The organism is Enterobacter sp. RHBSTW-01064 (assembly GCF_014103035.1).
Classification (GTDB): Bacteria; Pseudomonadota; Gammaproteobacteria; order Enterobacterales; family Enterobacteriaceae; genus Enterobacter; species Enterobacter mori.
The window spans coordinates 1-17,825 of sequence record NZ_JABXOU010000004.1 but is presented as its reverse complement, the minus strand read 5'-3'; the positions used below and the strand labels follow the sequence as shown (position 1 = coordinate 17,825).

Genomic DNA, 17,825 nt, shown 5'->3' with positions numbered 1-17,825 from the left:
ATGCCACTGACAAACTTAGTCCCAAGCCTCGCTTACCCGGTCGTCGGTTTGTCAAACGTATGTATCTCATGCGTTTACTCGGCACATTTCTCTGTTTTATTCCTGTCCTGTCCGTATTGATTGAACACCATCGCTCGGTCTGGCTGATGATCCTGCTAGGGGCGAATGCTTTTATTTGGCCAACGGTGGCCTGGCTGCGGGCGCGTCGTTCACCGACGCCCCTGGCAACCGAGCACCAGCACCTGGTGCTGGATGCAGGCGCCGGGGGCTTTTGGATCGCGATGATGGCGGTTAATCCGCTTACGTCGGTCGTGATTGCGACCATTTTGCTTTCGGACAGGCTTTCTGCAGGCGGTATTACGCTGCTGAAAAAGGCCGCCGCTCTGATGCTGGGCGTATTCCTGGTGACCTGGCTGACGCAGGGGATGGTGGTAGACGGGTTTGTTTCCCAGCGGACAATGTTTGCCACCTTGCCGCTGATCGCCATCTACCTGCTGGCCATGAGCATGCTGACTGACAGTATTGCGCAGCGCTTACGGATAAAAAGCCGCGAGCTGGAACGGATCGCCATGATGGATCCGCTGCTGGATATCGCCAACCGTCGTCTGCTGGAAAAACGCATCGATCATGAACTGAATAAACTTCGTCAGACGTGCCGTGAATCTGCTTTGATGTTTATCGATATCGACAACTTTAAAGAGGTAAATGACCGCTTTGGCCATAAGGTGGGCGACGCGATGCTGGCAACGGTATCGAAGATCCTGCATCTGGCCACGCGCCCGACAGATACCCCAGCGCGTCTGGGGGGCGATGAATTTGTTATTTTGCTCCCGGATACCAGCGTGAATGAGGCCCAGATTGTGGCTACCCGCATTATGGACGCGGCGGCAGTAATGAAGGATGTGGCGCAAGAGGCCGTGCATTGCACCCTCAGTATCGGTATCGCCTGCGCAACGCGAGACACAAGCAGCGTGGCCGACTGGCTGCAGGCCGCCGATAGTGCCCTTTACCATGCCAAGCGTGAAGGCAAGAACAGAATATTCGCACACTGACAATGTCTCTGTTTAAGCTACGCTTTTAATAACGCAAAGCGTCAGGAGACGTTATGAAAGCACCTGTAAACCCCGCTAATGAAACAGAACGCCTGAACTCGCTGCGCGAGTCTGGCCTTCTTGAGATCGACAATTCCGTGGCATTTGACCGGCTGACGCGTCTGGCTAAACGTTTTTTCCAGGTGCCGCTGGCGATGGTCAATCTCATTGATGAACATTCACTTATTGTGAAATCTGCCGACGGACAGGCACCTGACACCGTTCCGCGCAATATCTCTTTTTGTGGTCACACGATCCTCAGCGAAGCGCCGCTGGTGGTGAGTGATATGCTTCAGGACGACCGTTTTGCCGATAATCCGCTGGTGGCAGGTGACCCAAGGGTTCGTTTTTACGCGGGTTTTCCGCTGCGCTTACGTGACGGGGCGAGCGTTGGGTCTCTGTGCCTTATCGATTTCGCGCCACGTGAATTTTCCGCGGCGGATCTCGCCGTACTCGGGGACCTGGGTGCGCTGGCGGAAGATGAATTTGCCGCAGTCAGCGCGGCAACCACCGACGAACTCACCGGTTTATACAATCGCCGCGGCTTTAACCAGTTTGTTCGTTTCACCCTCTCTGTCGCCAGACGTCGGGCGGAGCCGCTAACCCTGGGATGGCTGGATCTCGATCGTTTTAAAGAGATCAACGATCGTTTCGGCCACGAGGAGGGCGACAAGGCATTGAAAGCGATGGCTTCCCTCATGCAGGCCTCTTTCCGCGAGGCCGACCTGCTGGTACGCTTTGGTGGCGACGAGTTCGCGGTGCTGTTTGCCGATACGGATGAGCAGGGCGCCTGGATCGCCATGCAGTATTTGATCGAACAGGTAGAGAGCTACAACGCGCGTCAACTGCACCCCTGGTCGCTGCATTTCTCCTGGGGCTTGAGTGAGTTCGACCATAACAGCAACGATATTCAGCAGTGGCTTAAAAATGCCGATCGGAAAATGTATTCCATGAAACAGCAGAGACATACTGAGAGATAACGAAATCCTATGTATTAGGTTATTGCGTTACGGAAATGTTAATAGCAATCTGGAGAGATTCATTAAAAGGACAAAACATGAACTCTCCACTGCATATTAAAACCCTCTCCCGGGACGACATTCTGTCCCACATCGATGCGCTGGCCGATATCCTCGAAAACTGTGTTAACGGCGGCGCATCCGTCAGCTTTATGCTGCCTTTTAGTCACGACAAAGCGCGCACGTTCTGGCGCGGGATTGCTGAAAGCGTTGGCCGTCATGAGCGTACCGTACTGGCGTGCGTTGATGAGCAGGACGGCATTATTGGAACGGTACAGCTCATCACCGATCAGCCGGAAAATCAGCCGCACCGCGCGGATGTCGCAAAACTGCTGGTTCACGAAAAGGCCCGCCGTAAAGGGGCGGCAATGGCGCTGATGGAGACCCTTGAAGCGATTGCGCGCGAAAAAGGGCTATCGGTTCTGGTACTGGATACCTCCACCGGTAGCGGCGCGGAGAGCTTTTACCAGCGGGCGGACTGGCAAAAAGTGGGGGAGATCCCGCGCTATGCCCTGATGCCAGACGGTGCGATGACCGCGACATCCGTTTTCTATAAATTCTTATGATTATTTTTCACAATTGCCTGATGAGTTGATCCAAACAGGGGTTCTGGTCTGAAAGGTTTGATAAGTTATTACACCAATCTTATCAGGCTGTATGACTAATCGAAAAGGACCCCAATGTGAACACACTCAACCGACGTGATTTCCCCGGTGCTCTCTACCCTGAACGTATCATTCAGTTTGGTGAAGGTAACTTCTTACGTGCGTTCGTTGACTGGCAAATCGACCTGTTAAACGAGCATACCGATCTTAATGCCGGTGTGGTGATTGTTCGCCCGATCCAGAGCGATTTCCCGCCATCGCTCAGCACCCAGGATGGTTTGTACACCACCATCATTCGGGGTCTGAATGAGAAGGGCGAGGCGGTAAGCGATGCGCGTCTTATCCGCTCCGTTAACCGTGAAATCAGCGTCTACGATCACTATGATGAGTTTTTGACGCTGGCCCACCACCCCGATATGCGTTTTGTCTTTTCGAACACCACGGAAGCCGGTATCAGCTATCACGCCGCTGACACATTCGACGATGCCCCGGCGGTAAGCTATCCGGCGAAACTGACGCGACTGCTGTTTGAGCGCTTTAGCCACTTTAACGGCGCAGCGGACAAAGGCTGGATTATCATTCCGTGCGAGCTTATCGACTACAACGGTGAAACACTGCGCGAACTGGTGCTGCGCTATGCGCAGGAGTGGGCGTTGCCGCAGGCGTTTATCCAGTGGCTGAATGACGCCAATAGCTTCTGCTCTACGCTGGTTGACCGTATCGTTACCGGTTATCCGCGTGACGAAGTGGCATCGCTGGAAGCTCAGCTTGGCTATCACGATGGATTTATCGATACCGCTGAACATTTCTATCTGTTCGTGATTCAGGGGCCAAAATCACTTGCCGCCGAGTTGCGTCTTGATAAATTCCCGCTGAACGTGCTCATCGTTGATGACATTAAGCCGTACAAAGAGCGCAAAGTGGCTATCCTGAACGGGGCGCACACCGCGCTGGTACCGGTAGCCTTCCAGGCCGGTCTGGATACGGTTGGTGAAGCGATGAACGATGCAGAGATTTGTGCGTTCGTCGAAAAAGCGATTTATGAGGAAATTATTCCTGTGTTGGATTTGCCGCGCGAAGAGCTGGAGTCGTTCGCCAGTGCGGTGACGGGCCGTTTCCGTAACCCTTACATCAAGCACCAGCTGCTGTCGATTGCCCTGAACGGGATGACAAAATACCGCACGCGTATCCTGCCACAGCTGCTGGCGGGGCAGCAGGCGACGGGTCAATTACCCGCGCGTCTGACGTTTGCGCTGGCCGCGTTGATTGCGTTTTACCGGGGTGAACGTCATGGCGAACGCTATCCGGTACAGGATGATGCGCACTGGTTGACCCGCTATCAGCAACTCTGGGCACAGCACCACGATAAGCAGATCGATACCCGTTCACTGGTGGAGGCGGTGCTGAGTGAAAGCAATCACTGGGAGCAGGATTTGACGCAGGTGAAGGGATTGGTGGAACAGGTTACGTTAGACCTTGAAACCATTTTGCATCAGGGGATGCGTGAAGCGGTAAAACCACTTTGCTAACACGGTTACCCGGCTTCGGTCGGGTATTGTTACGATCTTTTTTAGTTACAACATACTATTTACTCCGTTTTTAAAAAATGACTTAAACTCCGTGCGGTTTGGGCTTGCCAGTGAAGAAAATGCAATGTTCCATTAACATGCTTGCAACCGTGAGGGGGATCACGTTTAATAGCCTCGCTCTTTTCCTTTCTGACACTGACTATGATTGTTCGTCCTAAACAGCACTGGCTACAACTGATATTTGTCTGGCACGGTTCGGTTCTGCCGAAAATCTACACCCGCTTGTTGCTCAACTTCCTGCTTTCCATCGCCGTCATCCTGATGCTGCCGTGGTATACCTCGCTTGGCATCAAATTTACCGTCGCACCGTTTAGCATTCTTGGCGTGGCGATCGCAATCTTTCTCGGTTTCAGAAACAACGCCTGTTATTCGCGCTACGTTGAGGCTCGCCAGCTCTGGGGGCAACTGATGATAGCGGCACGCTCGCTGTTTCGCGAGGTAAAAAACACCTTACCCGACGATAAACATCTGGGTGAGTTTGTGCGCCTGCAAATTGCCTTTGCCAACTGTTTACGCATGACGCTGCGCCGGGAAACAAACGCAGAACAGCTTTCACCTTATCTGGCGGCAGAGGATTTACGTAAAGTGATGGACGCCAACTCTCCGGCGAACCGCATTTTACTGATCATGGGGGAGTGGCTTGCCTTACGGCGGCGTAACGGGCAGCTGTCAGATATCCTGTTCCACAGTCTGAATAACCGTCTGAACGATATGTCGATTGTCCTGTCCGGCTGTGAGCGCATTGCGACAACACCGGTGCCGTTTGCGTACACCCTGATTTTGCATCGCACGGTGTATCTGTTCTGCATCATGCTGCCGTTTGCACTGGTTGTGGATCTGCACTACATGACGCCGTTCGTCTCCGCGTTGATTTCCTATACCTTTATCTCGCTGGATACGCTGGCGGAAGAGCTCGAAGATCCGTTTGGCACCGAAGATAACGATCTGCCGCTGGACGCCATCTGCAACATGATGGAACGCGATCTGCTGCAGATGAACGATGAAGAGAACATTCCGGAAAGGTTGTTCCCGGATAAATACTATCAGCTGACCTGACGGGCATTCCACTCGTCACGGGTGATCTCCCATAACTCGGAATCCAGCATTCCGCTGACGTAGGCTTTCTTTTCCGTTCTGATTAACCGCATGCCGCTGCTGTCTGAAATACGTCGGGAGCGGCTATTGGCGGCAGCCTTCGGGGCGCGTAAAACGGGTTTGTTGAGCGTGTTAAACCAATAGTCCGTCGCGGCAATGCTGGCCTCGCGCATAAACCCTTTCCCCTGAAACTCCGGCGCCAGCCAGAACCCTCGGTTGTTATCCTCGACATCGTAGAGGCAGATAATTCCCATGAGCCGATCCGGCGCTTCACGACGGCGGATACTCCAGAACCAGGCAATCCCTTTTTCCATATCCGGCAGCGCCACGTTGTTGACATAGCTTTCCGCACCGTTTTCCGGGTAGGGCCAGGGCACCGAAGAAACCATATAGCGTACGATTTCCCAGCGCGGATACAGCTGTTGAATCTGGACGGCATCTTCAGCAACCAGCGGTTTCAGCAGCAGGCGTTCTGTCGTAAGCGTCGGTATCGTCATCCGCGGATCTCCATATTTAAGCGTTATGCTTTTGTTTGCGTTCTGGTATTTTCATCACTATCACATTCTAATGAGTTGTGCTGTAACTTATTTACTGCCAAAAAATTGCTCTGCTGACCGACCTAATACAGCGAGACCTAACATAAGGAGAAATGCATGGTTCTACCTGGAATGAATCCTGAAAAAAATCTACCTGGCTATGATTTTGCGCGCATGGCAGGATTCGGAGCTTCAGATTTTGATTTCAAAGCACTGGGTTCCGCAATGGACTGTAATCGCGAATTCGCGCAGGCCGGGATCATTTATTCTGATGGGGCTCAACGCTACCTGGTTCGCTCTGGTCAGCGTCATCCTAATGGTCAAAGTGGTATCGTAACCCACGTAATTGTAACTAAAGCGAACTCACAACCATCTACCTCCAGCGTAGGTAAATCCTTGACTGACGCTGTAGCTTCTACATCTATGGGAACTGAACTTGCATCGACGGTACTCTCATGTGGGGCGATGATCATCACTGGAGGAGTGATGCTTGCCGGCACGGCCGCAACCCCACTTACAGCAGGTGGCAGTGGGGTTTTAGTAGCGATTGGCTACGCAGGCACTGTTGCAACCGGGTTACAATGTGTTAACGGTCTTTATCGTATTTATGATTTGGTTGAAAATGGCGGCGGAAATGTTGCCTGGCTCGATACACAAGCATGGTATGTCGCCACCTCAACTTCACTGGATGTAATTTCGTTAGCAAGTGCAGGAGGGGCACTAAAAGAAGCCGTTACAACCTGGCGAGCGATGAAATCTATATCTTCCTTGAAAGCCACTGAGTGGTTAAAAAGCTATCCTCGGCAGGATCGTGCTCGTTTGACCGAATTGATAATTCGTGCGCAAAACCCCGGTATAAGCAACAAAGAAATTAAGGCACTCATTCGCGCTGGTCTTTATCCGAAACGCTTTCCAACCGGGCCGGTTCAGGTAGAACTCACAAGACAACTTGGGCAAGTGGTTACAAGTGCCGCAGCATTGGCCGGGAGCGCGGTGAGTGGAGTTATTGCCGCGCCCGGTAACCTACCACGGACAGGGAAATACATTATCGGTACCATTCAGTCGCTGGCGGTATTCTGATGAGATTTCTGAGTTTTTTAACCGGACGTGTATTCCAGGATCTCCTGCAGCATGGCAAAGAGATAGAGGAAGCTATTGCTCGTCGTGATACCCGTCTTTTGAATCATTCCACTCCCGAGCTGGAACGGTATTTTTCTCGTCCTCTCGACGAGCTTCCGTGTCAAAACCCTTACCCGATAGCGGCGCTGTTACCTCTGTTTTTAGTGGCATTTACGTTAAATCTTCTACCTTTTCTCCACATGTTGCAGGGGTTGTCGCCTTTACATCATGCACTGAGTTTTTTCGTACCATCATTGATAATCCTTGTCACGCTCATTGTTAGTAGCGTGCTTCTTGCCCGAGGGGTGACGTCAGGTTTGCTGGGCGTTATGGCATTGTTCATCATCCTACTGGTCATGACCCTCGTTCAGGCGCTACATCTCCTGTTTTCTCATGGCGGAAGCCTTTGGCCAATAGTCATCGCATGCTTCGCCTTGTTACTTTGCCGGGTGGTGATGAATAGCAGAGGTTTTGTGCTGTTTACCCTCTATTGTCGCACTCAGCGTCTTGCCAGACTGGCACGTGAAATCCGGTTAAAAAGCCGTTAAGGGGAGGTATGACGTTACGAAAAGCTAAACCACAGGAAGCCGAAATACTCTGGGATATTCGCAATCAGGCGATCCGTCACGGCTGTAAAACCAGTTACGACGCGGATGTGATTGCGCGCTGGACGCCCGACCTTATGCCCGAACACTATCGAAAAATGGTCACAGATTACCCCTTTTATGTGGTGGAAGATGAAAAGGGTGACATCGCGGCGACGGGTTATCTCGATCTTGATACGCATAGCCTGGAGGCGATATTCACCTTACCTTCAGCATCAGGTAAAGGAATGGCGACACGGATTGTCGAGGCACTGATCAACGAAGCCCGCAGACGTGGAATTACGCGCTTGCTGCTCGATTCGACGCCAAACGCCCGGTCGTTTTATCATAAGCTCGGTTTTGTCACGCTGGGCGAAAAGCATCATCACTCGCGTATGGCGGGCGCTGATTTACGCTGTTTTGAAATGGCAATCACGTTGTAATGTGAGGAACACATGGCTGTCACGGTAAGATCGTTGCGCGCAGATGACTATTCCCAGTGGCGACCGCTGTGGGATGGCTATACCCATTTTTATGATTGCTACCTCGATGAATCTGTTACCGCATCGACGTGGGAAAGGGCGCTCTCAGATAACTCCCCCCTATTTTGCCGGGTTGTAGAGAAGGATGAACAGGTTATCGGTTTCGCGATGTGTATTCTGCATGAAGGCACCTGGTCGACAGCACCCATCTGCTACCTGGAAGATCTGTTTGTGAATGCTGCAGAGCGCGGGGCGGGAGCAGGAAAGGCGCTGATAGATGCCTTGATTGCGGAAGGCCAGCGCGAAGGGTGGTCAAAACTGTATTGGGTCACCCGGGAGAGCAACCCGGCGCGTAAACTCTATGATAAATATGGTGAGGCTGACGATTACGTCCGATACCGCATAACCCTTTAACGTCAAATCGCCTGTGTTTGTATCACACTGTATCAGCGTCCCGGATACATACACAGGCTTGCAATAAACCCGCTTTCGCACATATCCGCTATACAGTGACATGTTGTTATATCCCCGTGAAATGTACACAACCGGAGATCAACATGTTTAGCAAACTCGCTTACTCGACTCTTGCATTGACCGTTTCTCTTGGCACCGTCATGTCCTGCCAGGCAGAAGCCACGGGCAACGACTTCGCCTCGGCATTTGATCACCCCCAGCAGATTAACGCTGGCGATCTCAACGTCGGCTATGTCGACATCGGACCGAAAACCGGCCAGCCGGTGATTTTGTTACACGGCTGGCCCTACGATATTCATAGCTATGCGGAAGTGGCGCCCGCACTCGCGGCAAAAGGCTATCGTGTTATCGTGCCTTCACTGCGCGGATACGGCACCACGCGGTTTATCTCGGATAAAACACCGCGTAACGGTCAGCCTTCCGCAATGGCGAAAGACGTTGTTAACCTGATGGACGCGCTGAACATTAAGCAGGCCGTTTTCGCGGGTTACGACTGGGGGGCCCGCACGGCGGATATCGTCGCCGCTTTATGGCCTGAGCGCGTTAAATCGCTGGTCTCGGTGAGCGGTTATCTGATCGGTAGCCAGGCCTTAGGCAAACAGCCCTTGCCGCCGAAAGCCGAGGTTCAGTGGTGGTATCAGTTCTACTTCGCAACCGAACGCGGCGCGGAAGGCTATGCTAAAAATACCCATGATTTCGCGCGTCTGATCTGGACCCAGGCATCACCGGACTGGAAATTCAGCGAGGCCACATTTAACGCCAGCGCCAAATCGCTTGATAACCCAGACCACGTTGCCGTAACGCTCAGCAATTACCGCTGGCGTTTAGGCCTGGAGAAAGGGGAGCATAAATACGACCGCTACGAGCAGAAACTGGCAACGCTGCCGAACATCACCGTGCCTACGATCACCATTGAGGGCGGTAATAACGGCGCGCCGCATCCTGCACCCGCGGCCTATGCCAGCAAATTTACCGGAAAATATGAGCACCGAACCTTTGGTGCCACCGTCGGGCACAATCCTCCCCAGGAAGATCCGCAGGATTTCGTTAAAGCGGTCGTCGACGCTGACGCGCTTTAAAATGTGCTATTTTCAATCCGTTACCCTTCATTCTGGAGCTTGCGGTGGAGCATATTGATCATATCCTTGTCGTCGATGACGACAGGGATATTCGTGAACTGATTGTCGCTTATCTCATTAAATCCGGCTATCACGCCTCCGGCGCGGCGAACGGGAAAGAGATGCATGCGGCGCTTAATAAACAGCACGTCGACCTGGTTGTGCTGGATGTGATGATGCCGGGCGAAGACGGTTTGACGCTGTGTCGACAGCTGCGCAGCAGCAAGCATAAAGATTTGCCGATACTGATGCTGACGGCCCGCAACGAGGAGACGGACCGGATCCTGGGGCTGGAAATGGGCGCCGACGATTACGTGGTTAAACCCTTTGTTGCCCGCGAGCTTCTGGCACGCATCAAAGCCATTATGCGTCGTTTTCGCACGATGCCGCCCAATTTGCAGGTCACCGAAGCAGGGCGGTTGGTTGAGTTTGGCGACTGGCAGCTCGACACCGTTGCTCGTCATCTTATCGACCCGGAAGGCACGATCGTGGCGCTTAGCGGTGCGGAATATCGCCTGCTGCGCGTTTTCCTTGACCATCCCCAACGCGTTTTGACGCGCGACCAGCTGCTGAACCTGACACAGGGGCGAGATGCCGAACTGTTTGAACGTTCGATCGATCTGTTGGTAAGCCGCGTCCGCCAGCGTCTGAATGAAGATGCGCGAACGCCGGCCTACATTAAAACCGTTCGTAGTGAAGGCTACGTTTTCACCATGCCGGTGACCATTAAGGAGGTTAATGAATGAGCCTCTGGCCGCGATCGCTGCTGACCCGGCTGCTGATTATTGTGCTGGTTGGGCTGCTACTGGCTAATGCGCTCAGCCTGACGCTGGTTATGGTGGAGCGCATGCGCAGCGCCCGCACGGTGATGTTGGGTAACCTGGAATATGATGTTGCTACCAGTGTCGCCATTCTTGACCGTCTTCCGGCGAATGAACGTCCGGCCTGGCTGGCGCGGCTTGACCGGGGAAATTATCGCTATATTCTTGGGCCGGGCGAACCGGGTGCGGCCCCGCAGGACAAGCGGTCGCAAGATGCTGTGCGCACCCTCAAAGAGACGCTCTCCGCAGACTACCCCCTTTATTTTACGGCCGTTGCCGGGCCGGTGTCGCACATTCAGGCGCATATCACCTTAAGCGACGGTGCGCCGCTTACGATTGATCTCATCCCCCGCATGCCGCCGGTCGCCAGCTGGCTACCCGTGGTGCTGATCTTACAACTGCTGCTTTTGGCCACCTGTTCGTGGGTTGCCGTGCGTCAGGTGGTGCGGCCATTCTCGCAGTTTACTCGCGCGGTCGACTCCCTTGACCCGTCATCACATGCCGCCATGCCCGAGCAGGGGCCGATCGAGGTGCAGCGCGCCGCGCATGCCTTTAACGCCATGCAGTCCCGCATTCAGGCTTACCTCCGCGAGCGCGGGCAGATCCTGGCGTCCATTTCACACGATTTGCAGACCCCGATAACCCGTATGAAGCTGCGCGTTGAAATGGCCGAACAACCTGAACTGCGTGACAAGCTGCTTAACGACCTCGACAACATGTCGCGTTTGGTTCGGGAGGGTATTGCCTATGCCCGCTCATCAGAAATTCTGGAAGAAGCCACGGTGAAGATGGAGTTAAACGCCTGGATAAACACCCTTGCCAGTGATTATCAGGACATCGGTAAGAACGTGCAGTTTCAGGCAAGCGACGAAAGGCTGCCCATCGTCACTCGCCCCCAGGCGCTGCGGCGGGTAATGACCAATTTGTTGGACAATGCGCTTAAATTCGGTGATTACGCCGAGATTGAAATTGAGCCTCAGGCAGAACAGGTTGTTATCCATATCAAAGACGGCGGGCCGGGAATTCCTGATGCCGAACTTGATGCGGTATTACAGCCTTTTTATCGTATTGAAACGTCCCGTAACCGCGATACGGGAGGTACCGGGCTTGGCCTTGCCATCGCGGCGCAGCTCACCGCGCAGCTGGACGGGAAGCTTCACCTGGCGAATCGCACCGAAGGGGGACTGGAGGTTTCCGTCACGCTGCCGCGCCGTTAATTGTACGGCTTTGTATCTGCGTGCCGTACGGATACGGAGGCAGACAAATCGCGCAGATTTGCACATCATCTGAACACATCATTACGTTGAAATAACCTCACTGCAGCTACGCAGCCAATCTGTTATGTGAGGTCGTTATGTTTCTGATTATCGCTTTTCTAGGCGGGATGATTAGCCTGCTTAGCCCCTGTACGCTCCCCGTTATTCCGCTGCTGTTTGCTGGCTTTCAGGGGCACCGGCGACACGTCGCGGCGCTTCTCGCGGGCATGGTTGTGATGTTCACCCTGGTGGCCCTGGCCGTCACGGCTGCCAGCGAGTGGATCGTACAAGCCACGCTGGTAGGGCGCTGGATCGCACTCATGATTTTGGCTACCGCAGCCCTTGCGCTGATTTTCCCGCAGATTGCTCAGCGTATTGCCACACCCGCGGTCCATGTCGGCAATGTGCTGAATACCCGAAGCGGACAAATGCGTGGGATGTCTGCCGCATTTCTGGCCGGGCTCGCGGTCGGGTTGCTTTGGTCTCCCTGCGCGGGCCCCATTCTTGGCGCGATCTTCAGCATCAATATCGCGGGTCACTCGCCCCTTACCACCGGCACGCTGCTCATCGCCTACGGTAGCGGATGCGCGCTGATGCTGGGATTGCTTGTTGCCGGAGGCCGTAAGTTGATTCAGCCGTTAAGGGCGAAATCGGCGCTCATGGGTCGGCTGCGTCAGGCGGCAGGTGCTGTGATGTTGGCCGCGGTGGCATTCAACGTCACGGGGATGACGTCGGCCTTAAAAGGGGCAAATGGCATCGCCGATCGGCTCGAAAACTCACTGTTAAACCTGGCAAAACCGTCGACCTCAACCGTGAAATTGCAGCCGGTGGTGGAGAGCGCGCCGAGCAGTGAATTACCGTCATTGAGCGGCGGCACCGGATGGCTGAATGGTGACCCTGTCACGTCTGAGTCACTACGAGGGAAGGTGGTTCTGATCGATTTCTGGACCTGGGACTGCATTAACTGCCAGCATACGCTTCCCCACGTTCGGGACTGGGCCAACAAATACCAGTCTCAGGGACTCGTGGTGATTGGCGTTCACACGCCAGAGTATCCATGGGAAAAACCGCTTTCGTCCGTAAAAAATGCGGTCAATAAATGGCAACTCCCGTACCGGGTGGTGGCGGATAATCAGTATCAAATCTGGAACAGATTTGGAAACCAGTACTGGCCCGCGCATTACTTCTTTGATGCGAAAGGACAGCTACGCTATACCTCATTCGGCGAGGGTAACTACGACAAACAGGAGCAGGTCATTCAACAGCTTCTGAAAGAAGCCCGCTCCTGAACGCCACCTCAGGGTTGACGCTGAGCGACGATGAAAAGCCGTGGAAACGCCAGCAGTATCTGCCCATTCTCCTGGAGTGGATACTGCTCTTCCAGCAGTTCCTGATAGCGCTTCAGGTAGGTTTTTCGCTCGCTTTCGTTGAGATCCTGCAGCCACGGACGCAATCCCGTGGCGCTGACCCAGTCAATAATGGCCTGGTGGGAGCTCATCTTGTGGAAATAGGTTGTCCGCCAGATATCCACCTCGCACCCGGCCTCCGTCAAAATATCATAGTAGGCATGCACGCCGGGCAGCGGCTCACGGCCACGGTCGGGATACCCTTGTTCGTAAGCCACTTCGCGCATTGAAACATGCGTAGGTTCAAGCCAGTTGTCGGGCATTTGAATCGCCAGCACGCCATTCAGGCGAAGCAGCGAAACCAGATGCGGCAGCAGATCGTAATGGTCCGGGATCCACTGCAAAGAGGCGTTGGCGTAGATCACATCGAGCGGCTGGTGTGGTGTGTACTGGCGAATGTCTGCCTCGACAAAGTGACATTCAGGCAGCGCGCTGCGCGCTTCCTCCAGCATGGCGGGAGAGTTATCCACCCCTGTTATGTGTGCCGATGGCCAGCGCTGCTTCAGCAATGCGGTACTGTTGCCCGGACCACACCCCAGATCAATGACGGTGGTCACCGCATCCAACGGAACACGCGCCAGAAGCTCGGCGGCAGGGCGCGTGCGTTCCGCGCTGTATTGCAGGTAGAGAGAAGGATTCCAGTCGGACATGTTCGCAGCTCCATTTCACGGGATTAAGGAAGCATAGCACAGGCAAATACCCGCCAGCGGCAGGTATCTGACAATGCGATGTTTATAAGATCCCTTTCAGGGCGACGTGGTAAATCAGCATGATGGTTTTGCCGTCTACGATTTGGCCGGTCTCAATGCCGCGGAGCGCCTCGTCCAGCGTCACCTCAAGCACGTCGATATCTTCTCCCTCTGATTTGATTCCGCCACCTTTACCGGTTTGATCCAGAGGGTGATATTCCGCCAGGTAGAAATAGAGTTTTTCCGTTACCGAGCCAGGGCTCATATAGGCTTCGAAAATTTTCTCTACGCGCGACACCGTAAACCCGGTCTCTTCCTCGGCTTCCGCTTTGATACGGCTTTCAGGATCCATATTGTCGAGCAGCCCGGCAGCGGCCTCTATCAGATCGCCTTCATGACCGTTGATAAAGACCGGAAAGCGGAACTGGCGGGTGAGGATGATCGTTTTTTTGTCGCGATTGTAGAGCAGTATGGTGGCTCCGTTGCCCCGGTCGTACACTTCTCGGCTTTGGCGCTGCCACTCGCCGTCGCGGCGTCGTTTATCAAAGGTAAATTTTTTCAGTATGTACCAGTTATCAGATAGGGTTTCGCTCTCGATAATGCGGATATCTGCGCGTTTTGATTGCACGTTCGGCTCTCCTTACGTAGAGTTAAGATCATAAACAGCACTATCGTGTACTCTCAAGATAAAACATGCAACATCAGGAAAGTCCGATGCTCACCAGTCAGCGAAAACAATTGATTCTGGAAAAACTTGAAGCGGAAGGTCAGGTACAGTCGACAGCACTCAGTGTCCATTTTTCAGTATCTGAAGACACCATCCGGCGCGATCTCCGCGAGCTGGCGGCAGAAGGGCGTTTGCAGCGCGTGCACGGCGGTGCGCTGCCGGCATCGTCGGCGGTAGTACCCTTTGCCGAGCGTAAAACCGTGAAAATGGATGCGAAGAAAAACGTTGCCCGAAAGGGCGCTCAGCTTATTTCGGCAGGACAAGTGGTGATTATCGACGGTGGCACGACCACCGCTGAGTTAATCACGTTTTTGCCCTCAGACCTGCAGATTACCGTCGTCACGCATAGCCCGAGTATTGCGCTGGGTCTGGTCGAGCACCCTTTGATTGACGTTATCCTGATCGGCGGACGTCTGTACAAGCACTCGATTGTCACCGTAGGTGCGGCAGCTATCGAAGGCATTGGGAACATACATGCGGATCTGTTCTTTATGGGGGTAACGGGCATTCACCCGGAGGCAGGGCTGACGACCGGCGATTTCGAGGAGGCATGCATCAAACGTGCATTTTCCGGCAGAGCCGCGGAGACCATTGTGCTGGCTTCACCTGAAAAGATTAATACCGCCTCGTCATTTGCGATCGGCGATGTGTCGCTGGCGAATACGATGGTTGTGGAAGAAGGCACGGATCAGGCCTGGATAAATGCGATAACAGAGAAGGGCGTGACGATCGTTAAAACCGCTGATCGGACACATGAATAACCGTTTTTCTGCCAGCTTTTTGGTCAGGCTGTCCTTGCGGTAAAGGTTATTGATTAAGCGAGTTCTTATACTGCTGATTTTCAACAGTATAAGGGATTCCATGGCAGACATTTCAATTTTAACGTTCGGGGCAGATCCGAGTGCTGAACGTATATCAACGACGGCTATCCAGCAGGCTATTGCGAAAGCAAAGCCTGGCGACAGCGTGGTGATCCCTGCAGGCCGTTATCTTACCGGAGCCATTTTTCTTAAAAGTGATATCACGCTGCATCTTGCGCAAGGCGCGGTGCTTTTAGGCAGCCAGCACCTTGACGATTACCCTTTAATCGACACTCGGGTTGCCGGCATTGATATGCGGTGGCCAGCAGGCATGATCAACGTGATTAACGCGCAGAACGTAAGCCTCACCGGAACGGGTACCCTCGACGGGCAAGGGCGGATCTGGTGGCAGCGATTCTGGGGAGATGATGAACACGGCGGCATGGTTGGGGACTACAGCGCTAACGGTTTACGCTGGGTGGTGGACTATGATTGCCAGCGTCCCCGCAATGTTCTGGTGTATGAAAGTACGAATATCCTGCTCAAGGATTTCACCAGCTGCGAGTCCGGTTTCTGGAATGTTCACCTTTGTTATTCCCGCGATGTTGCAGTCGAGAACCTGAGTATCATTAATTCTGCGGGGCCAAGCACCGATGGAATCGACATTGATTCTTGCGAACAGGTTCGAATTGAGCGCTGTACGGTTTCCTGCAATGACGACAATATCTGCATTAAGGCGGGCCGCGGGCGCGAGGCTGCGCAAAAAGCCCGTACGGCCAGGGACATTGTTATTCGGGAATGCGTGTTGAACAAGGGATCCGGCATCACCCTGGGCAGTGAAACCTCCGGTGGGATCGAGCACGTACTGATCGAAAACAACCGTTTCAACGGCACGGGGGTTGGGTTTCGCATTAAGTCAGCCCGCAATCGCGGCGGGTTTATCCGCCATATCACGGTGCGGAATTTGCTGCTTCAGAATGTGCGTTTCCCCGTACTTATCCAACTGAACTGGTTCCCGCAATACAGCTACGGTGATAGCGGCAACCTGCAGGATAAGCCTGAGCACTGGCGCAAACTGGCTGACGAGGTAGAAGGAGAGGCGGGTTTGACGGAAGTGAGCCACCTGACGCTTAGCAATATCACCGCGCGCCGTTCAGACAGCAACTTATTCTCTCGTGCGTTTTTTATCGAAGGCTATCCGGACCGTCCTGTATGCGGGTTAACGCTCGACAATATTTCCGTCGATGCCACCGAGTTTGGGAAAGTATCGGGTGTTGAGGGGTTGCGCTTCAATAATGTCCTGGTCACCGCGAATAAACTCACGCAGGACATCAATGATAGCTACGAGCGCTGATGGGTATTCCGTCAGGCCTGAGGAATGCTCTCTAAGCAGGTGTAGACCTGAAGACCACGCTTGCGCGCGACCTCAATATCCAAATCTGCACCTTTTGATGCACCTTCGATGCGATAAATCGCGTCGCATTTACCAATGAGGCGATGGGCAACGGGATAAAGCATCGCTTCACTGATTTCATCATGCAACGAGGTTGACCCTGCGGCCTTCGCCAGCGGCAGGGCGAGCCATTCACCAATGACCGGGATGTGCCCACGTTCGTACACCGCAAGCGCTGCGTTTTCTAATCTTGCCAGATTGGCATCGATACGTTCCTGAATACCATCCGTGCCGCTACGATAGGGTCCGGCGATTAAAATCAGCTGTTGAGTCATATCTACCTCTGTGAGTGATGATGCATGTTATTGCACGATAATTTCTGTTTTGCGATGAAATTAAACATAACAGGCATTATCATGCAAGATCAAGTGGAAGCATGCATGCAGATCACCGAAGTCGCGGTAGTGTCAGTCCAATGAGCCGCTTTCAGGGGCATGACAAACCGCCTCGATATTATGACCATCGGGCGCAATGACAAACGCGGCATAATAATTTTTGCCGTAAGATCGTAATCCCGGCGCGCCGTTATCTTGCGCGCCCGTACGCAGCGCGGCATTGTAAAAGTCATCAACTTGCTGACGCGTTGTTGCGACAAAGGCGATATGTAATGGTGCTGGCTTATCATGTGTCTGATACAGGCAAAGTGAAACATCGCCGGAACTCATTTCGACACCGTAGTCTGGTGCGCCTTCATCGATAATGTTTACGTCAAGCGGCCGAAGGGCTTCGAGGAAGAAGGTTTTACTTTTTTCATAATCACTTACGCCGAATTTAACATGGTCAAACATTTGAGCCTCCAGTAAGTAGCGGTGAAATACGGAGTATAGAAGCGGAGCGTGATTATGGTGGATTGGATGCCTGGTAATGTGGGTTTGGGCACGTTCGTTGACGAGGACAAGGATAAGGATGACCATGAAATGCTGGATTTTGCCTTAATCTATGTAAGTACGCATAATGTATA

The 17,825-nt window shown here is 53.4% G+C and carries 20 protein-coding genes; 15 read left to right on the top strand and 5 right to left on the bottom strand.

Features of this window, described 5'->3' with window-relative positions; all coding sequences use genetic code 11:
* The first annotated feature begins 59 nt into the window (after positions 1–59).
* The 5 genes from HV355_RS13115 to HV355_RS13095 all read left to right on the top strand — a co-directional run bounded on the left by HV355_RS13115 (position 60) and on the right by HV355_RS13095 (position 5,360).
* Positions 60–1,052: a sensor domain-containing diguanylate cyclase gene (locus HV355_RS13115; RefSeq protein ID WP_182402176.1), complete on the top strand. Its 993-nt coding sequence runs from the start codon at positions 60–62 to the stop codon at positions 1,050–1,052.
* Between the two features lie 53 nt (positions 1,053–1,105).
* Entirely contained in the window at positions 1,106–2,071 is a 966-nt protein-coding gene (locus HV355_RS13110; RefSeq protein WP_182402174.1) for a sensor domain-containing diguanylate cyclase, read from the top strand.
* Positions 2,072–2,148: 77 nt separating this feature from the next.
* A complete protein-coding gene (locus HV355_RS13105) occupies positions 2,149–2,676 on the top strand; it encodes a GNAT family N-acetyltransferase (RefSeq protein WP_182402171.1) in 528 nt (175 codons plus the stop codon).
* Positions 2,677–2,792: 116 nt separating this feature from the next.
* Positions 2,793–4,244 (top strand): tagaturonate reductase, encoded by a 1,452-nt coding sequence (locus tag HV355_RS13100; RefSeq protein ID WP_182402168.1) that lies wholly within the window; start codon positions 2,793–2,795, stop codon positions 4,242–4,244.
* 201 nt (positions 4,245–4,445) lie between these two features.
* Positions 4,446–5,360, top strand: a complete 915-nt coding sequence (locus HV355_RS13095; RefSeq protein ID WP_182402167.1) for a bestrophin family protein — start codon at positions 4,446–4,448, stop codon at positions 5,358–5,360.
* Here the strand turns inward: HV355_RS13095 and HV355_RS13090 are convergent.
* On the bottom strand, positions 5,348–5,896 hold the full coding sequence (locus HV355_RS13090) for a GNAT family N-acetyltransferase (RefSeq protein WP_108417467.1): 549 nt from the start codon (positions 5,894–5,896) through the stop codon (positions 5,348–5,350). The two genes, HV355_RS13095 and HV355_RS13090, sit on opposite strands and share 13 nt — an antisense overlap.
* Positions 5,897–6,052: 156 nt before the next feature.
* Between HV355_RS13090 and HV355_RS13085 the strand changes: the two genes are divergently transcribed.
* From HV355_RS13085 to HV355_RS13050, 8 genes are all read left to right on the top strand, one after another.
* Entirely contained in the window at positions 6,053–7,015 is a 963-nt protein-coding gene (locus HV355_RS13085; RefSeq protein ID WP_148400692.1) for a hypothetical protein, read from the top strand.
* A complete protein-coding gene (locus tag HV355_RS13080; RefSeq protein ID WP_182402165.1) occupies positions 7,015–7,602 on the top strand; it encodes a hypothetical protein in 588 nt (195 codons plus the stop codon). Before HV355_RS13085 ends, HV355_RS13080 begins: the two co-directional genes overlap by 1 nt.
* Positions 7,603–7,610: 8 nt before the next feature.
* Positions 7,611–8,081 (top strand): GNAT family N-acetyltransferase, encoded by a 471-nt coding sequence (locus tag HV355_RS13075; RefSeq protein ID WP_182402164.1) that lies wholly within the window; start codon positions 7,611–7,613, stop codon positions 8,079–8,081.
* Between the two features lie 12 nt (positions 8,082–8,093).
* The gene (locus HV355_RS13070; RefSeq protein ID WP_042718097.1) at positions 8,094–8,534 is read left to right on the top strand and encodes a GNAT family N-acetyltransferase; all 441 of its coding nucleotides are present in this window, start codon (positions 8,094–8,096) and stop codon (positions 8,532–8,534) included.
* Between the two features lie 143 nt (positions 8,535–8,677).
* On the top strand, positions 8,678–9,673 hold the full coding sequence (locus HV355_RS13065; protein ID WP_042718096.1) for an alpha/beta hydrolase: 996 nt from the start codon (positions 8,678–8,680) through the stop codon (positions 9,671–9,673).
* A gap of 44 nt (positions 9,674–9,717) precedes the next feature.
* The gene (locus tag HV355_RS13060) at positions 9,718–10,458 is read left to right on the top strand and encodes a response regulator (RefSeq protein ID WP_042718094.1); all 741 of its coding nucleotides are present in this window, start codon (positions 9,718–9,720) and stop codon (positions 10,456–10,458) included.
* The gene (locus HV355_RS13055; protein ID WP_182402162.1) at positions 10,455–11,750 is read left to right on the top strand and encodes a HAMP domain-containing sensor histidine kinase; all 1,296 of its coding nucleotides are present in this window, start codon (positions 10,455–10,457) and stop codon (positions 11,748–11,750) included. Before HV355_RS13060 ends, HV355_RS13055 begins: the two co-directional genes overlap by 4 nt.
* Before the next feature lie 137 nt (positions 11,751–11,887).
* Positions 11,888–13,078 (top strand): cytochrome c biogenesis protein/redoxin, encoded by a 1,191-nt coding sequence (locus tag HV355_RS13050; protein WP_182402160.1) that lies wholly within the window; start codon positions 11,888–11,890, stop codon positions 13,076–13,078.
* Positions 13,079–13,086: 8 nt separating this feature from the next.
* On the opposite strand, the gene tam is transcribed toward HV355_RS13050, so the two are convergent.
* Both tam and HV355_RS13040 read right to left on the bottom strand, forming a co-directional pair.
* Positions 13,087–13,845, bottom strand: a complete 759-nt coding sequence (tam, locus tag HV355_RS13045; protein WP_182402158.1) for a trans-aconitate 2-methyltransferase — start codon at positions 13,843–13,845, stop codon at positions 13,087–13,089.
* 82 nt (positions 13,846–13,927) lie between these two features.
* Positions 13,928–14,512 (bottom strand): GDP-mannose pyrophosphatase, encoded by a 585-nt coding sequence (locus HV355_RS13040; protein ID WP_108417458.1) that lies wholly within the window; start codon positions 14,510–14,512, stop codon positions 13,928–13,930.
* A gap of 86 nt (positions 14,513–14,598) precedes the next feature.
* On the opposite strand from HV355_RS13040, the gene HV355_RS13035 reads away from it, so the two are divergent.
* Positions 14,599–15,372: a DeoR/GlpR family DNA-binding transcription regulator gene (locus HV355_RS13035; protein WP_182402156.1), complete on the top strand. Its 774-nt coding sequence runs from the start codon at positions 14,599–14,601 to the stop codon at positions 15,370–15,372.
* Positions 15,373–15,472: 100 nt separating this feature from the next.
* Positions 15,473–16,765, top strand: coding sequence for a glycoside hydrolase family 28 protein (locus HV355_RS13030; RefSeq protein WP_182402154.1), 1,293 nt, complete (start codon positions 15,473–15,475; stop codon positions 16,763–16,765).
* A gap of 11 nt (positions 16,766–16,776) precedes the next feature.
* Here the strand turns inward: HV355_RS13030 and HV355_RS13025 are convergent, their stop codons facing one another.
* Together HV355_RS13025 and HV355_RS13020 are read right to left on the bottom strand one after the other, a co-directional pair.
* Positions 16,777–17,139 (bottom strand): DUF4406 domain-containing protein, encoded by a 363-nt coding sequence (locus HV355_RS13025; protein WP_126816516.1) that lies wholly within the window; start codon positions 17,137–17,139, stop codon positions 16,777–16,779.
* A gap of 132 nt (positions 17,140–17,271) precedes the next feature.
* The gene (locus HV355_RS13020) at positions 17,272–17,652 is read right to left on the bottom strand and encodes a VOC family protein (protein ID WP_182402152.1); all 381 of its coding nucleotides are present in this window, start codon (positions 17,650–17,652) and stop codon (positions 17,272–17,274) included.
* Positions 17,653–17,825 lie beyond the last annotated feature (173 nt).

Coding starts and splice junctions, on each gene's coding strand:
- HV355_RS13115 (WP_182402176.1), top strand. CDS start 60: ATGTATCTCATGCGTTTACTCGGCACATTTCTCTGTTTTATTCCTGTC.
- HV355_RS13110 (WP_182402174.1), top strand. CDS start 1,106: ATGAAAGCACCTGTAAACCCCGCTAATGAAACAGAACGCCTGAACTCG.
- HV355_RS13105 (WP_182402171.1), top strand. CDS start 2,149: ATGAACTCTCCACTGCATATTAAAACCCTCTCCCGGGACGACATTCTG.
- HV355_RS13095 (WP_182402167.1), top strand. CDS start 4,446: ATGATTGTTCGTCCTAAACAGCACTGGCTACAACTGATATTTGTCTGG.
- HV355_RS13090 (WP_108417467.1), bottom strand. CDS start 5,896: ATGACGATACCGACGCTTACGACAGAACGCCTGCTGCTGAAACCGCTG.
- HV355_RS13085 (WP_148400692.1), top strand. CDS start 6,053: ATGGTTCTACCTGGAATGAATCCTGAAAAAAATCTACCTGGCTATGAT.
- HV355_RS13080 (WP_182402165.1), top strand. CDS start 7,015: ATGAGATTTCTGAGTTTTTTAACCGGACGTGTATTCCAGGATCTCCTG.
- HV355_RS13075 (WP_182402164.1), top strand. CDS start 7,611: ATGACGTTACGAAAAGCTAAACCACAGGAAGCCGAAATACTCTGGGAT.
- HV355_RS13070 (WP_042718097.1), top strand. CDS start 8,094: ATGGCTGTCACGGTAAGATCGTTGCGCGCAGATGACTATTCCCAGTGG.
- HV355_RS13065 (WP_042718096.1), top strand. CDS start 8,678: ATGTTTAGCAAACTCGCTTACTCGACTCTTGCATTGACCGTTTCTCTT.
- HV355_RS13055 (WP_182402162.1), top strand. CDS start 10,455: ATGAGCCTCTGGCCGCGATCGCTGCTGACCCGGCTGCTGATTATTGTG.
- HV355_RS13050 (WP_182402160.1), top strand. CDS start 11,888: ATGTTTCTGATTATCGCTTTTCTAGGCGGGATGATTAGCCTGCTTAGC.
- tam (WP_182402158.1), bottom strand. CDS start 13,845: ATGTCCGACTGGAATCCTTCTCTCTACCTGCAATACAGCGCGGAACGC.
- HV355_RS13035 (WP_182402156.1), top strand. CDS start 14,599: ATGCTCACCAGTCAGCGAAAACAATTGATTCTGGAAAAACTTGAAGCG.
- HV355_RS13030 (WP_182402154.1), top strand. CDS start 15,473: ATGGCAGACATTTCAATTTTAACGTTCGGGGCAGATCCGAGTGCTGAA.
- HV355_RS13025 (WP_126816516.1), bottom strand. CDS start 17,139: ATGACTCAACAGCTGATTTTAATCGCCGGACCCTATCGTAGCGGCACG.
- HV355_RS13020 (WP_182402152.1), bottom strand. CDS start 17,652: ATGTTTGACCATGTTAAATTCGGCGTAAGTGATTATGAAAAAAGTAAA.